Origin of the sequence: Candidatus Symbiopectobacterium sp. (assembly GCF_020054415.1) — a bacterium.
Lineage (GTDB): Bacteria > Pseudomonadota > Gammaproteobacteria > Enterobacterales > Enterobacteriaceae > Symbiopectobacterium.
Genome location: NZ_JAHWCO010000482.1, coordinates 1 through 17095, shown reverse-complemented (window position 1 = coordinate 17095; position 17095 = coordinate 1). Strand labels below are relative to the sequence as shown.

Sequence of the window (17095 nt, the reverse complement as noted above, 5' to 3'; positions counted from 1 at the left end):
TGCTGCGGGCGTACGCCGATGGCCACTTTACTCGATGGAAAACGGATCTGGGCAGAAAAGAATCTGAACCAGATGTAATCTGACAGACACCTGTATAAATAATCGGTAACTGTCAGATCAGGTCTGAGCTAGTACACGTAAGCGTACATCCTTTTTCATCAGGCCGCCTGTGCGGCCTTTTTTATTGCTGCGTTTTAGTCCCCTGCATGATACTTTGCGCGTTGTCCCTGCCTCGCTGACAATTGCGACCGCGTTTCACCCACCTTGCGCCGTCATGAAAATTGGCGTCATCCCGTGCGAATCCCGCTGCAGCGCTGTGGTATAGGGCTGTTCCCTTTTACCGTAACTAGTCACTCTGCTGGCTGCTGAATACTAAAGGGGGCAGCGATGGCGAGAATGTCGTTTAGCCTAGCGTCATGTGCTGTTATTGCGGGAAAACTTCCTCTGCTGTGGTTGTCGCAGATACCACCGCGCTGGGCTTCAGTCACTGTGTTGATGATATCGACGCTGCTGCTGGCAACCTGTCGCTCCAAAATAGTACGCGTGTTGAGCCTCTCTTTTCTCTGTTTGGCGCTCGCGCTGCTTGATGCCCGTTCCATGCTAATGACAATGACCGACATTGATGGCAAAATGCTGAGCGCTGAGGTGAAGATAGTTGAGATGCGCATCTCCGGTCATCAGGATCAACAGATTCTGGTTCAGGTTGAGAAGCTGCAAGGCCGATGGATTTTTTCGGCATTTTACGCCACGCTCACGCTGCCAAATGCGATGGAAGCATGGTGCGGCGGGCAGCGTTGGTCGATTCGCGCCCGCTTTCGTCCGTTGCATAGTCGGTTAAATCAGGGGGGATTTGACCGGCAACGTTGAGGGATTGACAAGCGACAGTTGGCGTCGGCGCGCGTGCTGCGCGCAACGCCGATTACGCTAGCATGCGGTGCACGTCAGTGTCTGTTAACACAGTTTGAACAGCACGCCAGTTCGCTGCGTTGGCATGCAATTTTGCTGGCGTTGGTGTTTGGCGTAATGAAAACGTTAACGCCTGAAGCCAGTGCAGTGTTACAGCAGACGTGCACCATGCACCTGATGGTGATTTCCGGATTGCATATCGTTTTGGCTGCCCTGTTCGGTTGGGAACTGATGCGCGCGGTGCAGCGCTTGTTACCGTTACGTTGGATAGTGCCGTCGTTACCGCTGTTGGCCGGAGTACTTCTAGCCTGGAGCTATGCATGGTTAGCGGGCGAGAACCCTCCGGCGATCCGGGCCTCACTGGCATATAGCATTTGGACGCTGATTCGCTGGTGGGGGGTCACCTGCACATCCTGGCAAGTGTGGTTGTGGTGTGTTGCCTTAGTGTTTTTTAGTGAGCCGATGATGGTGCTGTCCAGCAGCTTTTGGCTCTCTTGTGTCGCCGTCGCCGGGCTGGTTTTTTGGTTTTAATGGGTTCCGTTGCCTTATGGTTTACGACAAGGGTGGCAATGGGCGCTACTGCGTGTGGCACATTTGCAATGTGGCATATTTAAGGGCATCAGTCTGACATCGCTACCGGCTAATATCTGGGCCGTACAGCTGGTTTCTTTTGTTACGACGCCCTTGGTGTTGTTAGCACTGCCGCTGGCGTCGTTCCCCCCCCCCCGTTAAGTTACAGCACTTGGTGGCTGGCGGATCGATCGTTGGATGTGGTGTTCATGGTGCTCAAGCCGCTGCAACACGGTTGGATAACGATTGACGAACATTACCTTGCCTGGAGCATGCTTGGGTGGTGCGGTGTCATTATCTGGCGCTTTGGCTGGTGGCGGGTCTATCCTGCTAGCGTGGCGGCGTTAGTGCTGTATCTGGTGCTGCAACGTGCGGCAGATCAGCAACCGGAGTGGCGAGTGGATATGCTGGATGTGGGGCACGGATTAGCCGTTGTTATCGAACAGGAAGGGCATGCTGTCCTGTTTGATACATGCAGCCAGTGACCGGGTGGAGACATGGCGCAGTACGAGATTTTGCCCCATTTACGCTGGCGCTGCATCACGCCCGAGGCGGTTATTCTCAGTCACAGCCATCAGGATCACATCGGTGGGCTAGGTTCTTTGTTGCAGGCGTACCCGGCGCTGACTGTCTACAGTCCGTTTACCGAGCCGGGTCATCGCGCCTGCATTCAGGGGGAAAGCTGGCAGTGGCGTGGGTTGACGTTTACGGTATTGTGGCGGTCGAAGCCGGTGGCGCACACAGGCAACGATGATTCATGCGTGGTGCGCATCGATGATGGTAAACACCGTGTGTTATTGACCGGAGATATTGAAATAAAAGCAGAAAGACGCATTGAGAGCGCACTGCGAGACGAACTGGCTGCCGATTTGTTACAAATTCCCCACCACGGCAGCAAGACCTCATCCAGTGCGCCGTTTTTACGCGCGGTGAATTCACGGTATGCGCTTGCCTCTACCGTGCGCTATACTCCTTGGCGTCTGCCGTCTGCCGTCTGCTGCGATTATCGCACGTTATCGCAACGCGGGGCATCATTGGGTCGATACGGCGCAGTCAGGACAAATCAGTGTACGTTTTTTCAACGAACGCTGGCAGGTTTTACCCTATCGTGAGCGGCTATTGCCGTTTTGGTATCATCAGTGGTTTGGCGTAAAGCGCGATAGTGAGTAGAATAAGCGGCTATTTATAAATAATTCAGGTTTAATGCATGCTGAATGATAAAGATCTCTCCACCTGGCAGACCTTCCGTCGCCTGTGGCCGATGATTTCTCCCTTTAAGGCGGGCTTAGCCGCGGCGGCAATCGCGCTTATCGTCAATGCGGCGGGTGACACGCTGATGCTCTCGCTGTTGAAGCCTTTGCTGGATGAAGGGTTTGGGAAAACTGATCGCAGCATTCTGCTGTGGATGCCACTGGTGGTGATGGGCCTGATGCTGGTACGCGGGGTAACCGGTTATGTGTCCGCCTACTGCGTCTCTTGGGTATCGTGCAAGGTGGTCATGAATATGCGCCGTCGCTTGTTCAGCCACATCATGGGTATGCCCGTAGGCTTCTTCGATCAGCAATCAACGGGAACGCTGCTCTCTCGCATTACCTATGATTCTGAACAGGTGGCTTCGTCCTCATCCGGCGCGTTGATTACGTTGGTGCGTGAAGGTGCATCGATTATCGGTCTGTTTGTGCTGATGTTTTACTACGGTTGGCAACTGTCTATTATCCTGATTGTTATCGCTCCCATCGTGGCTATTGCGATCCGCGTGGTATCTAAACGCTTTCGTAATATCAGCAAAAATATTCAGAACACCATGGGGCAGGTGACGGCCAGCGCCGAGCAGATGCTGAAAGGCCATAAAGAAGTGCTGATTTTCGGCGGTCAGGACGTTGAAGTGGCGCGTTTTGATAAAGTCAGTAACCGCATTCGTACCCAAGGCATGAAAATGGTTTCGGCGTCAGCGATTTCTGATCCGATTATCCAGTTGATTGCGTCTCTGGCGCTGGCATTTGTGCTCTATGCCGCCAGCTTCCCGAGTGTGATGGATACGCTGACGGCCGGGACCATTACCGTGGTATTCTCCTCGATGATCGCCCTGATGCGTCCGCTTAAATCGTTAACTAACGTCAATGCCCAGTTTCAACGCGGCATGGCAGCGTGCCAAACGCTGTTTGCCATTCTGGATATGGAGCAGGAGAAAGACGAAGGTACGCGAGTGCTGGAAAGGGCAGAAGGAGATTTGGAATTCCGCAACGTCAGTTTTTCCTATCCTACCAAAGATACATTGGCGTTGAGAAATGTCAGTCTGCACATTCCTCCGGGTAAAACGGTGGCGTTGGTTGGGCGTTCGGGTTCCGGCAAGTCCACTATCGCCAACCTGATCACGCGTTTTTACGACATTCAATCCGGCGAGATCCTGCTGGATGGGCATGACCTGCGCGACTATACGCTCTCCTCGCTGCGTCGTCAGGTCGCACTAGTGTCGCAACACGTGCACCTGTTTAACGACACCATTGCTAATAATATCTCGTATGCCTGCGGCGATCGCTACTCGCGAGAAGACATCGAGCGCGCAGCTAAAATGGCCCATGCGATGGACTTTATTAGCAAAATGGATAACGGACTGGATACGATTATCGGTGAAAATGGCGTATTGCTCTCTGGCGGGCAACGTCAGCGTATCGCCATTGCACGCGCATTGCTGCGTGATTGTCCGATTCTGGTGCTGGATGAAGCCACGTCAGCACTGGATACCGAATCAGAACGAGCGATTCAGGCTGCTCTTGATGAGCTGCAAAAAGATCGTACCGCGTTGGTGATTGCGCACCGTTTGTCTACCATCGAGAGTGCTGATGAGATTCTGGTCGTTGAGGACGGGCAAATTATTGAACGCGGGCCGCACGCGGAGCTGCTGGCGAAAAATGGCGCTTACGCACAGTTGCATAAAATGCAGTTTGGCGAATGATAGCGCGCATCTGGTTTGGTACATCGCGGCTCTACTGGCTGCTGATCCCTTTGGCGATGTTGTACGGACTGATAACGGCGGTTATCCGCTATAGCTATCGTGCTGGCTGGCGTCGTGCTTGGCGTGCGCCTATCCCGGTAGCGGTTGTGGGAAACCTGACCGCAGGTGGAAATGGTAAAACGCCGCTGGTGGTCTGGCTGGTGGAGCAACTGCAACGCCAAGGGTATCGCGTTGGCGTGGTATCGCGTGGCTACGGTGGCAAGGCGGAGCGCTATCCGCTGGTGGTGGATGCCTCGGTATCTACGGCGCAATCGGGAGATGAGCCAGTGCTGATTTACCAGCGCACGGGCGCTGCGGTGGCGGTATCCCCTGTGCGGCGCGATGCCATTGAAGCGCTACTGGCGCGTCAGCCGCTTGATGTGATTGTCACCGATGATGGTTTGCAGCACTATGCGCTGGCGCGGGATATCGAGATTGTGGTAGTGGACGGTGAGCGTCGTTTTGGTAACGGCTGGTGGCTGCCCGCCGGGCCTATGCGCGAACGTGCCGATCGTTTGCGCAGTGTGGATGCCATTGTGGTTAACGGTGGCGTATCCCGGTTCGGCGAAATAGCCATGCATTTGCAACCTGGTGACGCGATTAATGTACTCACGGGAGAAACCTGCCCGGTGGCGACTTTGACCGGAAGTGTCGCCATGGCGGGCATTGGTCATCCTCCCCGATTTTTTGCCACGCTACGGGCTCAAGGCGTAAACGTTGTGCGCGAAGTCACGTTTGCCGATCACCAAACTTATTTGCCAGAAGCCATTCAAGCGCTGACCGAGGATAATCAGCAGCCATTGCTGATGACGGAAAAAGATGCGGTGAAGTGCCGCGCTTTCGCACAGGATAACTGGTGGTACGTACCGGTAGATGCGCAACTTGCCGAGCTTGGGGCATCGCTATTGCTGGATAAGATAACGTCACTGTTGCCTTCGCCGCGCGCGTAACGTGGCTACCTATTTTGTTTGTAAGCACCTTTAATGGAGGATACATGGATCACCGTTTACTCGAGATCGTTGCCTGTCCGGTATGCAACGGACGCTTGTACTACAACAAAGAGAAGCTGGAACTGATTTGTAAAGCGGATGCTTTGGCCTATCCAGTGCGTGATGGTATTCCGGTCCTGCTGGAAAACGAAGCGCGTAAAATTCCCGCCGATGAGATAACACAATGAGTTTTACTGCGATCATACCTGCGCGCTATGCCTCGACGCGCTTACCGGGAAAGCCGCTGGCCGATATCAACGGTAAGCCGATGGTGGTGCATGTGATGGAACGCGCCCTGGAGTCCGGTGCCAGCCGTGTTATTGTCGCGACGGATCATCTTGGCGTTCAACGTGCGGTGGAACTGGCTGGCGGGGAAGTGTGTCTGACTAGCCCCGATCACCATTCTGGTACGGAACGTTTGGCAGAGGTTATCGAGCGTTACCAATTCCCGGATGATGAAATCATCGTTAACTTCCAAGGGGATGAACCCTTGATTCCTCCGGTGATTATTCGTCAGGTGGCGGATAATCTGGCCGTGTGTCAGGCCGGGATAGCGACGTTAGCCGTACCTATCACCACAGCAGAAGAGGCGTTTAACCCCAATGCGGTAAAAGTGGTGATGGATGCGCAGGGCTACGCGCTCTATTTTTCCCGCGCCACCATTCCTTGGGATCGCGAGCGTTTTGCTCAAAACAAGGAGACGATTGGCGACCACTTCTTACGCCATATTGGCATCTACGCTTATCGCGCAGGGTTTATCCGTCGTTATGTGACCTGGCAACCCAGTAGCCTTGAGCAGATCGAACTGCTTGAACAGTTACGTGTGCTGTGGTACGGCGAGAAAATCCATGTCGCGGTAGCGCAGGCTGTGCCCAGCGTCGGCGTAGATACGCCAGAAGATTTACAGCGTGTGCGTGCGGTGATGCTGTAACGCTTGCTACTTACGCTCCCTCCGTCATTCCCGCGGAGGCGGGAATCTCTTGCGACGAAACGCCTTTATTCTCGCAGAGATCCACGGCTTTCGCAGAGGATGACGAAGGGGAACGTGACGTTTTTATCTACTCCCCCCACTTGCTTGTGACATCACTTCTCGCCTTGCGCCAAAACCGGTATACCGCCTGCCGATGGCACATTATTTGATCTATATTGAATAAATTGACGGCTGTCCACCGCATGATGACACGCGGGATCCTGAAGCAGGAGCGAGGTTTAGCAAGGTATGGAACATTTGAAGGCTGAATTAAGCACGGTGTTGGGGGAAAAATTAAGCCGGCTCGAACGCATCAGTGAGCAACCCTACGCACACTTATACGCCCTGTATGACAATAACGGCAACTCCATGCCGCTGTTGGCGAAAAGCTATGTTTGTCAGGGCATCGCGCAGCAAGAAGCGTACAAGCTTTCCATGCTGGCGCGCGAGGGGGATGTACGCTTGCCGACGGTGTACGGTGTGGTGATCACCCAGGAAGCCCCCTACAAAGAGCTGCTGTTGATTGAGCGCCTGCGCGGTATATCAGTTGAAGCGCCAACGCGCACCCCCGAGCGTTGGGCATCGCTGATGGATCATGTGGTTGAAAGCGTACTGCTCTGGCACAGCATCGATAGTCACGGCTGTGTGGGCAGCGTGGATAGCACGCAGGATAACGATTGGCTCAGTTGGTACGAACAGCGGCTGGAGATGCTTTGGTCAACGTTATTGAATGTAGGTGCACCGTTACTGACGCAGGAAGATCGCAGCGTGTTGTATCGCTCGCGCCAGTGTCTTGATGCCTTGTTTGATGATTTTGATGACGGTTGCGTGTTGGTGCACGGTAATTTATCGCTGCGCAGTATGCTCAAAGACCCGCGCAGCGATCAATTGCTGGCGATGATCAACCCCGGCATGATATTGTGGGCTCCCAGAGAATATGACATGTTTCGCCTGTGCGAGCCGGGTATGTCGGAAGCGTTACTCTATCGCTACCTGCAAAAAGTACCGTTGGCGGAAAATTTTGTCTATCGTCGCTGGCGTTACGTCATTTGGGAAGCGGTTTCTCGCTACCTTCACACCGGACAATTGGATCGCGCGCTGTTCGATCGCGCCACGCGCGAATTGACTCCGTGGCTGGAATAGATCTCTCAGTTCGACGCAGCTTCTGGCGGCGTTTCGCTGCCTTTCAACCGTTGCCACAGTAAGCCTAGGGTCTCATACCAGGCACGTTCACTGTGAGACAGATAAAACGCTGAAGGGAATATTTTTTCCCACGGATTGAGCGCACTGGTAGTGGCCAACTGATTGGCGGGGGCCGGTATAGGATGCAGTCCTTGCGCCTGGAAGAACACCATGGCTCGCGGAAGATGACTGGCTGATGTCACTAGCAGAAAAGGCTGTTGTCCGATAAGGGCCGCCGTGCCCGCGGCTTCTTCTTCCGTGTCGCGCGGCGTATCCAGCGTGATGATATCCTCGCGCGGAATCCCCAGACTCTCCGCGACCAACGCAGCGGTTTGTGCGCTGGTCATCGGATTTCCCTGTGCTGCTGCGCCAGTGAAAATCAGTTTTGTGCCGGGATTGGCATGATAAAGACGTACGCCTTCGGTCACCCGTGACAGGCTGTTACCGATTAAATTGGCGCTCGGTGCCCATGCCGGGTTGTAGGTATAGCCGCCGCCCAGCACCACGATATACGGAATCGGTGCTGCGCTTGCCTGCCAGGTCGTGTAGTGGCTTTCCAACGGTAGCAGCAGCTTATCGGCGATGGGTTGCACACTAAGCAGCAATAACGCCAGCCAGGCGCAGGAAATAACGGCCTTTCCCCCTCGTTGCCAGCGCGAGAACCACAGCAGCGCCAGACCAACTCCCATCAGCACCATCAATAATGGGAGCGGTTGCAGCAATCCGCCAACGATTTTTTTTAGGGTAAACAGCATGAAATCAGGTTCCCTTTGGGTGAAAAAACGTCATCCGGCAAAATATCGTGCGGTCAGGCGGTTTATTCTCGTGCCGCCTGTGCCAAAATAACAGGTTGAAGGAAATATGGCGTTATACCCGAACATCGGGTATATGAGGGCACTCCGTGCCGGGCGATCGCCCTAACGATGACGTGGAACGCAGCGCAATGCAAGATCGCAATTTTAACGATATCGCCGAAATGTTTTCCCGTAATATCTATGGCACCACCAAAGGCCAGGTGCGTCAGGCGGTGCTGTGGCAGGATCTGGATGCGTTGCTGAAAACATTTCCTGACCGGCCTTTGCGGATTCTTGATGCGGGCGGTGGTGAAGGGCACATTGCCTGTCGGTTGGCGGCTTTAGGACATCATGTCTTGTTGTGCGATGTTTCAGATGAGATGATTCACCGCGCCAGCAGCATCGCTCAGGAACAGGGCGTAGCCGATAGTATGCGTTTCGTTCACTGTGCAGCGCAGGATATTGCGGATCATATGGGCTTTGTTGAATAAATAGATATTATGCTGCGTAGCCATAAAGGCTTCGGATTCCCTTGATGTAAAATCAGTATGTTAAATCCAGAGCGTGGTGATGCATCCCGGAGCGATCAGCATTTTAATCCAAAACAGGCGTGTCATAACAGCATTATTCCCTATTATTCAACAAAGCCGATCATATGGCGTATCCGGCGGATTTAATCTTGTTCCATGCAGTGCTGGAATGGGTAGCCGATCCGCAGGCGATATTGCGGACGTTAACGGATTGTCTGGCCCCTGACGGTGTTTTTTCGCTGATGTTTTATAATCATCATGCACTTTTGCTGCGCAATGTGGTGCTGGGTAATTTTGCCTATGTGCAAGCCGGTATGCCAAAGCGCAAACGACGTTCGCTGTCGCCGGATCATCCCCTCGATCCTCAGCAGGTTTATGGCTGGCTCGATGCGTTGGGGATGACGATTGAAGGAAAGACCGGTGTACGGGTGTTTCATGACTACTTGCAGAACAAGCAGCAACAAATCGATAATTTCGAGGAATTGTTAGCGTTGGAACAGCTCTATTGTCGCCAGGAGCCTTTTGTTAGCCTAGGACGATATCTTCATGTCATGGCGCGTAAAAGCCCTATAAAGGATGCTCTATGAGTGATTTTTCCCAGACAGTGCCGGAACTGGTTGCCTGGGCGCGAAAAAATGATTTTTCCCTGTCACTCCCCACCGAACGCTTGGCGTTTCTGCTGGCGATTGCCACGCTGAACGGCGAGCGGATGGATGGCGAAATGAGCGAAGGGGAACTGGTGGATGCCTTTCGTCACGTCAGCAAGGGATTTGAACAAACCCATGAAACCGTGGCAATGCGTGCAAATAACGCCATCAACGATTTGGTACGCCAGCGTTTGGTGAATCGCTTTGTCAGTGAAATGGCGGATGGCAATGCCATCTACCGGCTGACGCCGCTCGGTATTGGCATCACCGACTATTACATCCGCCAGCGCGAGTTTTCGACTCTGCGCCTGTCTATGCAACTCTCTATTGTAGCGCAAGAACTGTTGCACGCGGCGGAGGCAGCAGAAGAGGGCGGCGATGAGTTCCACTGGCACCGTAATGTATTCGCGCCGCTTAAATATTCGGTGGCGGAAATTTTTGACAGTATCGATCTTTCTCAGCGTGTGATGGACGAGCAGCAGCAGGGGGTGAAAGATGATATCGCTGCGCTGCTGACGCAAGATTGGCGCACAGCAATCTCCAATTGTGAGCATTTGCTGACAGAAACCTCCGGCATCCTGCGTGAATTGCAGGACACATTGGAAGCGGCGGGCGATAGGTTGCAAACCAGCTTGTTGCAGATCCAGGAGGCGACGATGCAGCATCCTGAGCTCGAGTTTGTCGATAAACTGGTGTTCGATTTGCAAGCCAAGCTTGACCGCATCATCAGTTGGGGGCAGCAAACTATCGATCTGTGGATTGGCTATGACAGGCACGTCCACAAGTTTATCCGTACCGCCATTGATATGGATAAAAACAGGGTATTCGCTCAGCGCCTGCGCCAGTCGGTGCAAAATTATTTTGACCAGCCTTGGGCGTTGACCTTTTCCAATGCCGATCGTCTGCTGGACATGCGCGATGAAGAGCTGGCGCTGCGTAGTGATGAAGTGACAGGCGAATTGCCGCCGGAGCTGGAGTATGAAGAATTCAGCGAAATGCGCGAACAGATCGCCGCGCTGATAGAAGCGGCGCTGCAAAAATATAAAACCGAGCGCATCCCGCTCAACCTAGTGGACGTGGTACACTATTACCTAAGTCACTATCCCCGGGCGCAGCATTTTGATGTGGCACGAATCGTGGTCAACCAGGCGGTGCGTCTGGGTGTGGCAGAAGCGGATTTCACCGGATTGCCTGCGCTATGGCAGTCAATCAATGATTACGGAGCCAAGGTACAGGCCCATGTCATCGACAACTATTGATAAAATCATGCCAGCTAAACTGGCAACGGCGTTAGCCAATACCCTGTTTCCCTCGCTCGATAGCCAACTGCGTACGGGACGACATATTGGCGTGGAAGAGCTGGATAACCATGCTTACCTAATGGATTTTCAGGACGTGTTGGAGGAGTTCTACGCACGCTATAACGTGGAACTGATCCGCGCGCCGGAAGGTTTTTTCTATCTGCGTCCGCGATCGACCACCCTGATCCCGCGTTCGGTGCTGTCCGAGTTGGACATGATGGTGGGAAAAATTCTCTGCTATCTCTACCTCAGTCCGGAGCGACTGGCGCAAGAGGGCATTTTCACTCAGCAGGAACTTTATGAAGAGCTGTTGAGTCTGGCCGATGAAAACAAGTTGCTGAAGTTGGTCAACCAACGTTCAACCGGCTCGGATCTTGACCGGCAGAAATTGCAGGAGAAGGTCAGAACCTCGTTGAATCGCTTGCGGCGCTTGGGGATGGTCTACTTCATGGGCAACGACAGCAGCAAATTCCGTATCACCGAAGCGGCGTTTCGTTTCGGTGCCGACGTGCGCAGCGGCGACGATGCACGTGAAGCACAGTTGCGCATGATCCGTGATGGCGAAGCACTGCCGTTAGATAGCGGCCTGTCGTTGAACGATGAGGTCGAAGAGGGTGAAAGTGCGCAAGACAACGCGGCAGAGAGTGGAGAGGAAGAATAACAATGATTGAACGCGGTAAATTTCGCTCACTGACGCTGGTCAACTGGAACGGTTTTTTTGCCCGGACGTTCGATTTGGACGAACTGGTTACCACCCTGTCCGGCGGTAACGGCGCGGGAAAATCGACGACGATGGCGGCCTTTATCACCGCGCTGATCCCCGATTTGACGTTGCTGCATTTCCGTAACACTACGGAGGCGGGGGCCACCAGCGGCTCACGCGATAAAGGGCTGCACGGCAAGCTGCGCGCCGGCGTGTGTTATGCCACGTTGGACGTCGTCAATTCCCGCCATCAGCGCGTGTTGGTAGGGGTGCGCCTGCAACAGGTTGCAGGGCGCGATAAAAAAGTCGATATCAAATCCTTTGCCATTCAGGGATTGCCCACTACGTTGCAGCCGACGCAGGTGCTGACCCAGTCATTGGGCGAACGCCAGGTTCGGGTGTTGACGTTGCAAGAACTGAAAGATCGTGTGGAAGAGATGGAGGGCGTGCTGTTCAAACAGTTCAACTCCATTACCGATTACCATGCGCTGATGTTTGATTTGGGCGTGGTGCCTCGTCGGTTACGCTCCGCTTCCAATCGCAGTAAATTCTATCGCTTGATCGAAGCCTCTCTGTACGGCGGGATCTCCAGCGCCATCACTCGATCGCTGCGTGATTACCTTCTGCCGGAAAATAGCGGGGTGCGCAAGGCGTTCCAGGACATGGAAGCGGCATTGTGGGAAAACCGTGTGACACTGGAAGCCATCCGGGTGACGCAATCGGATCGCGATCTGTTCAAACACCTGATTTCAGAAGCCACTTCCTACGTGGCTGCTGACTATATGCGCCATGCCAATGAGCGGCGGGTGCATTTGGATGGTGCGCTGGCGCTGCGTCATGACCTGTTTGGTAGTCGCAAGCAGTTGGTGCATGAGCAGTACCGCCATGTGGAAATGGCGCGCGAGTTGGCGGAACAAACGGACGCCGAAAGCGATTTGGAAACCGATCACCAGGCTGCCAGCGACCACCTTAACCTAGTGCAAACGGCGCTGCGTCAGCAGGAGAAGATTGAGCGTTACGACGCGGATCTGGAAGAGCTGCGTTCGCGTCTGGAAGAGCAGGACATCATGGTAGAAGAAGCGCGCGAACAGCTCGAAGAGAACGACGCGCGCGCCCAGGCTGCCGAGCAGGAAGTGGATGAACTGAAAAGCCAACTCGCTGACTACCAGCAGGCGCTGGACGTGCAGCAGACCCGGGCGATCCAGTACCAGCAGGCGCAACATGCATTGGAGCGGGCTCGCTCGCTCTGCCTGTTGCCGGACTTAACGGCGGATAACGCCGATGAGTGGCTGGAAACCTTCCACGCACGGGAGCAGGAGGCGACCGAACTGTTGCTGCAACTGGAACAAACACTGAGCGTTTCCGATGCGGCACATAACCAATTTGAACAAGCCTATCAGCTAGTCAGCAAAATTGTGGGTAACGTTTCGCGTAGCGAGGCCTGGCAGGCGGCGCGTGATGTGCTGCGCGACAGCACCTCGCAGCGCTATCAGGCAGAACGTGTGCATCCTTTGCGCGGTCGTCTGACTGAACTGGAACAGCGTCTGCGCGAACAGCAAGAAGCAGAACGTCTGCTGCAAGAGTTTGGCAAACGCTATGGTCAGCCCTGTGAGCAGGAAGACTTGGACAGCTTGCAGCAGGAACTGGAATTGAAGATTGAAACCCTCTCTGCGCAGGTCGCGGAAGCAGGGGAGCGTCGTTTGGCGCTGCGTCAGGAACTGGAGCAGACCCAGCAACAAATCCAGACATTAACCGCGCGTGCACCGGTGTGGCTGGCTGCACAGGAAGCCCTGACGCAATTAAGTGAACAGAGTGGGGCGACGTTTGCTGATGGTCAGGCAGTGACCGAGCATTTGCAGCAACTGCTGGAGCGTGAGCGTGAAATCACGGTCGAGCGTGATGAGGTAGCGGCGCGTAAACGTCACATCGACGATCAAATCGAGCGGTTAAGTCAGCCAGGTGGTGCGGAAGATCAGCGGATGGCGGCGCTGGCAGAACGCTTTGGCGGCGTGTTGCTGTCCGAAATTTATGATGACGTGACGCTGGACGATGCGCCGTACTACTCCGCGCTCTACGGGCCATCACGCCACGGCATCGTTGTGGCCGATCTGTCGCTGGTGCGTGAGCAGCTTGAAGGGTTGGAGGACTGTCCGGAAGATCTCTATCTGATCGAAGGGGATCCGCAATCGTTCGATGACAGCGTCTTTGCAGTAGAAGAGTTACAAAAAGCGGTGGTGGTTAAAATCGCCGATCGCCAATGGCGCTATTCGCGTTTCCCTAACGTGCCGTTGTTTGGTCGCGCGGCGCGCGAAAACCGGCTGGAGAGTCTGCGCGACGAACGTGAAGCGCTGGCAGAGCAGTGCGCCACGCTGTCGTTTGACGTGCAAAAGACGCAGCGTTTGCACCAGGCCTTCAGCCGTTTTATCGGTTCTCATCTGGCTATTGCGTTCGATGACGATCCTGAGGCGGCGCTGCGTCCCTTGAGCTCACGTCGCGGTGAGTTGGACCGTGCCATTAATAATTTTGACGCAGAAAACCAGCAGCAACGTCAGCAATACGACCAGGTTAAAGAGTGTGTTTCATTGCTGAACCGCCTGATCCCACGCGTCAGCATACTGTATGATGATACCTTGCATGACCGGATCGAGGAGATTCGCGACGAGCTGGATGCCGCAGAAGAGTCCGCGCAATTTATTACGCAGCACGGTACGTCGTTGGTGAAACTGGAGCCATTGGTGGCGGTGCTGCAAAGCGATCCACAGCAGCATGAACAGCTGCGAGCACAGTACACCCAGGCGCAAAGTGCACAGCGTCAGGCGAAACAGCAGGCGTTTGCCTTAACGGAAGTGGTGCAACGGCGTCCTCATTTCAGCTATAGCGACTCAGCGGACATGCTGGGGGAAAATGCCGATTTGAATGACAAATTGCGCCAACGGTTGGATCAGGCAGAAACCGAGCGTACCCGTTCGCGTGAACAATTGCGTCAGCAGCAGGCGCAGTTAACGCAGTACAGCCAGGTGCAGGCTTCGTTGCGCAGTGCTCATGACGCCAAAAATGAAATGCACAAAGAGCTTATTCAGGAGTTGCAGGAGATCGGCGTGCGCGCGGATGCGGATGCAGAAGCTCGCGCCCGTACTCGCCGTGATGAATTGCATGCTGCCTTGAGTGCCAACCGCACGCGCCGTAATCAGTTGGAGAAGCAGATTACCTTCTGTGAAGCGGAAATGTATGGCTTGCAGAAAAAATTGCGCAAAGTGGAACGTGATTATCACCAGATGCGCGAACAGGTGGTGACTGCGAAGGCGGTCTGGTGTGCCGTCATGCGCCTGGTGAAAGACAATGGCGTGGAGCGCCGTTTGCACCGTCGTGAACTGGCCTACATGGACGCTGACGAATTGAGATCCATGTCGGATAAAGCGCTGGGGGCATTGCGACTGGCGGTTGCGGATAATGAACATCTGCGTGATGTGCTGCGCGCATCGGAAGATCCAAAGCGGCCTGAGCGCAAAGTGCAGTTCTATATTGCGGTTTATCAGCATCTGCGTGAGCGTATTCGTCAGGACATTATTCGTACCGATGATCCAGTTGAAGCCATTGAGCAGATGGAAATTGAACTCAACCGCCTGACCGAAGAACTGACCGCGCGTGAGAAAACGCTGGCGATCAGTTCCAAGAGCGTGGCAAACATTATTCGCAAAACCATCCAGCGTGAGCAAAACCGCATACGCATGCTGAACCAGGGCTTGCAGGCGGTTGCGTTTGGGCAGGTGAAAAGTGTGCGCTTGAACGTCAACGTGCGTGAAACACACACCACGCTGCTCAATGTGCTCTCGGAACAGCAAGAGATGCATCAGGACCTGTTCAGCAGCAACCGGTTGACCTTCTCAGAAGCGCTGGCGAAGCTTTACCAACGCCTTAATCCTGAAGTGGATATGGGACAACGCACGCCGCAAACCATCGGTGAGGAACTGCTCGATTACCGCAACTACCTTGAGATGGAAGTGGAGGTTAATCGCGGCGCCGATGGCTGGTTGCGTGCAGAGAGCGGCGCGCTTTCCACCGGTGAAGCGATCGGGACCGGGATGTCGATTCTGGTGATGGTGGTGCAGAGCTGGGAAGATGAATCCAAACGCTTGCGCGGCAAAGATATTATCCCGTGTCGTTTGCTGTTCCTCGATGAAGCGGCGCGTCTGGATGCGAAATCCATCGCTACGTTATTCGAACTGTGTGAGCGGTTGGAAATGCAGTTGGTGATTGCTGCACCGGAAAATATCAGTCCGGAAAAAGGCACCACCTATAAGCTGGTGCGTAAAGTGTTTCAGAATCAGGAGCATGTGCACGTGGTCGGGCTGCGTGGTTTTGGCAGTGAGAATGAAGCGCCGCAGGTACAGGCATCGTAGCAGCACGCTTACGGTATAGCGGGCAGAAATGGTGCCAGTCCTGCTTGAAACCGTGATTCCCGCGAAGGCGGGAATCTCGTGCAGAAGAAACGCGTTTATTCTTTCAGGGATCCCCGGCTTTCGCCGAGGATAACAAGAGGGAAGTCGGGGATGACGAGTTGTTGACGTGACGTAATCATCAGTCTGAGAGGCCGTGCTAAACGGCCTCTTTTTTTGTCTCTCAGTTTCCCTGATTGACGCCGCGAATATGACGGAACAGTGAAATAAACATGCGGTAAGTGGCGCAAAAAACATTTTCTCTTTATATAGTAACGATAATGATGAGCGAATAATTAAAGTGGCAGGTCATCTCAACGTTTTGCGCTATTTGATGACAATCAGTTTCTGCATAACGTGAATTAGAGAGTCATATTCATTGGACATCGTGGCTTTCATTGCCGATAAAAATATCGTGGCTGATATCGCGTTTAGTGAATACAGGGGATGAATTGTATTAGTCGAGACTAGATCTGACACTTGACCTTGAAAGGTTGAGAGTTACCGGTTTTGATATGGGTGTCTAATCCTTAAACAAAACGCGAGGTAACTCTCATGCTTCATACTAACAATCCCATGATCAAACACAAAGCCGGCCTGCTCAATCTCGCCGAAGAACTCGGTAACGTATCAAAAGCCTGCAAGATCATGGGAGTGTCACGCGATACATTTTACCGTTATCAGGAACTGGATGCTGAAGGCGGCATTGATGCGCTGGTTAACCAGAACCGCCGGGTTCCGAACCTGAAGAACCGCGCCGACGAAGCCACTGAACGCGCGGTTGTTGATTATTCTATTGAGTTCCCGCCCCATGGGCAGCACCGGACCAGTAATGAGCTGCGATCTATAATTTTAGAATATATACAGGGTTGAAAATTTTTTGGGTCATGAAATTCTGTAAAATTATGGCCGTTCTATATCTCCCACCATGAACCACGTATTCGTATGAAATTTTGTTCTCTTATACACTTTGTTTTTCTCAAATATAAACTATAGTTATTTTGTTTGGATCTAGTCCAAAATGAGGTTGTGTCCACCTTGTTGGTATTCATTGCATTCTCTTACTAGAAGG

General features: G+C 53.7%; 13 protein-coding genes and 4 pseudogenes. 16 read left to right on the top strand and 1 reads right to left on the bottom strand.

All coding sequences use genetic code 11. The features are described from left to right. Positions 1–387 precede the first annotated feature (387 nt). From QZ506_RS14190 to QZ506_RS14150, 9 genes and pseudogenes are all read left to right on the top strand, one after another. The gene (locus tag QZ506_RS14190) at positions 388–867 is read left to right on the top strand and encodes a DUF4131 domain-containing protein (protein ID WP_291971889.1); all 480 of its coding nucleotides are present in this window, start codon (positions 388–390) and stop codon (positions 865–867) included. A gap of 33 nt (positions 868–900) precedes the next feature. Continuing rightward, a pseudogene (locus tag QZ506_RS14185) lies at positions 901–1638 on the top strand (ComEC/Rec2 family competence protein). A 32-nt stretch (positions 1639–1670) separates the two neighbouring features. After that, positions 1671–1961: a hypothetical protein gene (locus QZ506_RS14180; RefSeq protein ID WP_291971887.1), complete on the top strand. Its 291-nt coding sequence runs from the start codon at positions 1671–1673 to the stop codon at positions 1959–1961. 12 nt (positions 1962–1973) lie between these two features. Continuing rightward, a complete protein-coding gene (locus QZ506_RS14175) occupies positions 1974–2588 on the top strand; it encodes an MBL fold metallo-hydrolase (protein ID WP_291971885.1) in 615 nt (204 codons plus the stop codon). A 95-nt stretch (positions 2589–2683) separates the two neighbouring features. After that, complete coding sequence (gene msbA, locus QZ506_RS14170) at positions 2684–4432, top strand: lipid A ABC transporter ATP-binding protein/permease MsbA (RefSeq protein WP_291971884.1); 1749 nt, start codon at positions 2684–2686, stop codon at positions 4430–4432. Further along, on the top strand, positions 4429–5421 hold the full coding sequence (lpxK, locus tag QZ506_RS14165; protein ID WP_291971882.1) for a tetraacyldisaccharide 4'-kinase: 993 nt from the start codon (positions 4429–4431) through the stop codon (positions 5419–5421). Before msbA ends, lpxK begins: the two co-directional genes overlap by 4 nt. Before the next feature lie 44 nt (positions 5422–5465). Further along, complete coding sequence (locus QZ506_RS14160) at positions 5466–5648, top strand: Trm112 family protein (protein ID WP_291971880.1); 183 nt, start codon at positions 5466–5468, stop codon at positions 5646–5648. Then, complete coding sequence (gene kdsB, locus QZ506_RS14155) at positions 5645–6391, top strand: 3-deoxy-manno-octulosonate cytidylyltransferase (RefSeq protein WP_291971877.1); 747 nt, start codon at positions 5645–5647, stop codon at positions 6389–6391. Before QZ506_RS14160 ends, kdsB begins: the two co-directional genes overlap by 4 nt. A 288-nt stretch (positions 6392–6679) precedes the next feature. Beyond that, entirely contained in the window at positions 6680–7573 is an 894-nt protein-coding gene (locus QZ506_RS14150) for a YcbJ family phosphotransferase (RefSeq protein ID WP_291971875.1), read from the top strand. A 5-nt stretch (positions 7574–7578) separates the two neighbouring features. Here QZ506_RS14150 and elyC read toward each other — a convergent pair whose 3' ends face one another. Beyond that, positions 7579–8367 (bottom strand): envelope biogenesis factor ElyC, encoded by a 789-nt coding sequence (gene elyC / locus QZ506_RS14145; protein WP_291971873.1) that lies wholly within the window; start codon positions 8365–8367, stop codon positions 7579–7581. Positions 8368–8555: 188 nt separating this feature from the next. On the opposite strand from elyC, the pseudogene QZ506_RS14140 reads away from it, so the two are divergent. From QZ506_RS14140 to QZ506_RS14110, 7 genes and pseudogenes are all read left to right on the top strand, one after another. Then, positions 8556–8894, top strand: a pseudogene (locus QZ506_RS14140) (methyltransferase domain-containing protein); the annotation flags it as partial. 60 nt (positions 8895–8954) lie between these two features. Further along, on the top strand, positions 8955–9083 hold the full coding sequence (locus tag QZ506_RS14135; protein WP_291971871.1) for a hypothetical protein: 129 nt from the start codon (positions 8955–8957) through the stop codon (positions 9081–9083). After that, positions 9059–9523: pseudogene (locus QZ506_RS14130) on the top strand (tRNA uridine 5-oxyacetic acid(34) methyltransferase CmoM); the annotation flags it as partial. The gene QZ506_RS14135 and the pseudogene QZ506_RS14130, both read left to right, overlap by 25 nt. After that, positions 9520–10842, top strand: a complete 1323-nt coding sequence (gene mukF / locus QZ506_RS14125) for a chromosome partition protein MukF (RefSeq protein ID WP_291971869.1) — start codon at positions 9520–9522, stop codon at positions 10840–10842. The pseudogene QZ506_RS14130 and the gene mukF, both read left to right, overlap by 4 nt. Then, positions 10823–11545: a chromosome partition protein MukE gene (gene mukE / locus QZ506_RS14120; RefSeq protein ID WP_291971867.1), complete on the top strand. Its 723-nt coding sequence runs from the start codon at positions 10823–10825 to the stop codon at positions 11543–11545. Before mukF ends, mukE begins: the two co-directional genes overlap by 20 nt. A 2-nt stretch (positions 11546–11547) precedes the next feature. After that, on the top strand, positions 11548–15987 hold the full coding sequence (gene mukB, locus QZ506_RS14115; RefSeq protein ID WP_291971865.1) for a chromosome partition protein MukB: 4440 nt from the start codon (positions 11548–11550) through the stop codon (positions 15985–15987). A gap of 591 nt (positions 15988–16578) precedes the next feature. Next, a pseudogene (locus QZ506_RS14110) lies at positions 16579–16866 on the top strand (helix-turn-helix domain-containing protein); the annotation flags it as partial. Between the last annotated feature and the right edge of the window lie 229 nt (positions 16867–17095).

Coding starts and splice junctions, on each gene's coding strand:
- msbA (WP_291971884.1), top strand. CDS start 2,684: ATGCTGAATGATAAAGATCTCTCCACCTGGCAGACCTTCCGTCGCCTG.
- kdsB (WP_291971877.1), top strand. CDS start 5,645: ATGAGTTTTACTGCGATCATACCTGCGCGCTATGCCTCGACGCGCTTA.
- elyC (WP_291971873.1), bottom strand. CDS start 8,367: ATGCTGTTTACCCTAAAAAAAATCGTTGGCGGATTGCTGCAACCGCTC.
- mukF (WP_291971869.1), top strand. CDS start 9,520: ATGAGTGATTTTTCCCAGACAGTGCCGGAACTGGTTGCCTGGGCGCGA.
- QZ506_RS14135 (WP_291971871.1), top strand. CDS start 8,955: ATGTTAAATCCAGAGCGTGGTGATGCATCCCGGAGCGATCAGCATTTT.
- mukB (WP_291971865.1), top strand. CDS start 11,548: ATGATTGAACGCGGTAAATTTCGCTCACTGACGCTGGTCAACTGGAAC.
- QZ506_RS14175 (WP_291971885.1), top strand. CDS start 1,974: ATGGCGCAGTACGAGATTTTGCCCCATTTACGCTGGCGCTGCATCACG.
- QZ506_RS14190 (WP_291971889.1), top strand. CDS start 388: ATGGCGAGAATGTCGTTTAGCCTAGCGTCATGTGCTGTTATTGCGGGA.
- lpxK (WP_291971882.1), top strand. CDS start 4,429: ATGATAGCGCGCATCTGGTTTGGTACATCGCGGCTCTACTGGCTGCTG.
- QZ506_RS14160 (WP_291971880.1), top strand. CDS start 5,466: ATGGATCACCGTTTACTCGAGATCGTTGCCTGTCCGGTATGCAACGGA.
- QZ506_RS14150 (WP_291971875.1), top strand. CDS start 6,680: ATGGAACATTTGAAGGCTGAATTAAGCACGGTGTTGGGGGAAAAATTA.
- mukE (WP_291971867.1), top strand. CDS start 10,823: ATGTCATCGACAACTATTGATAAAATCATGCCAGCTAAACTGGCAACG.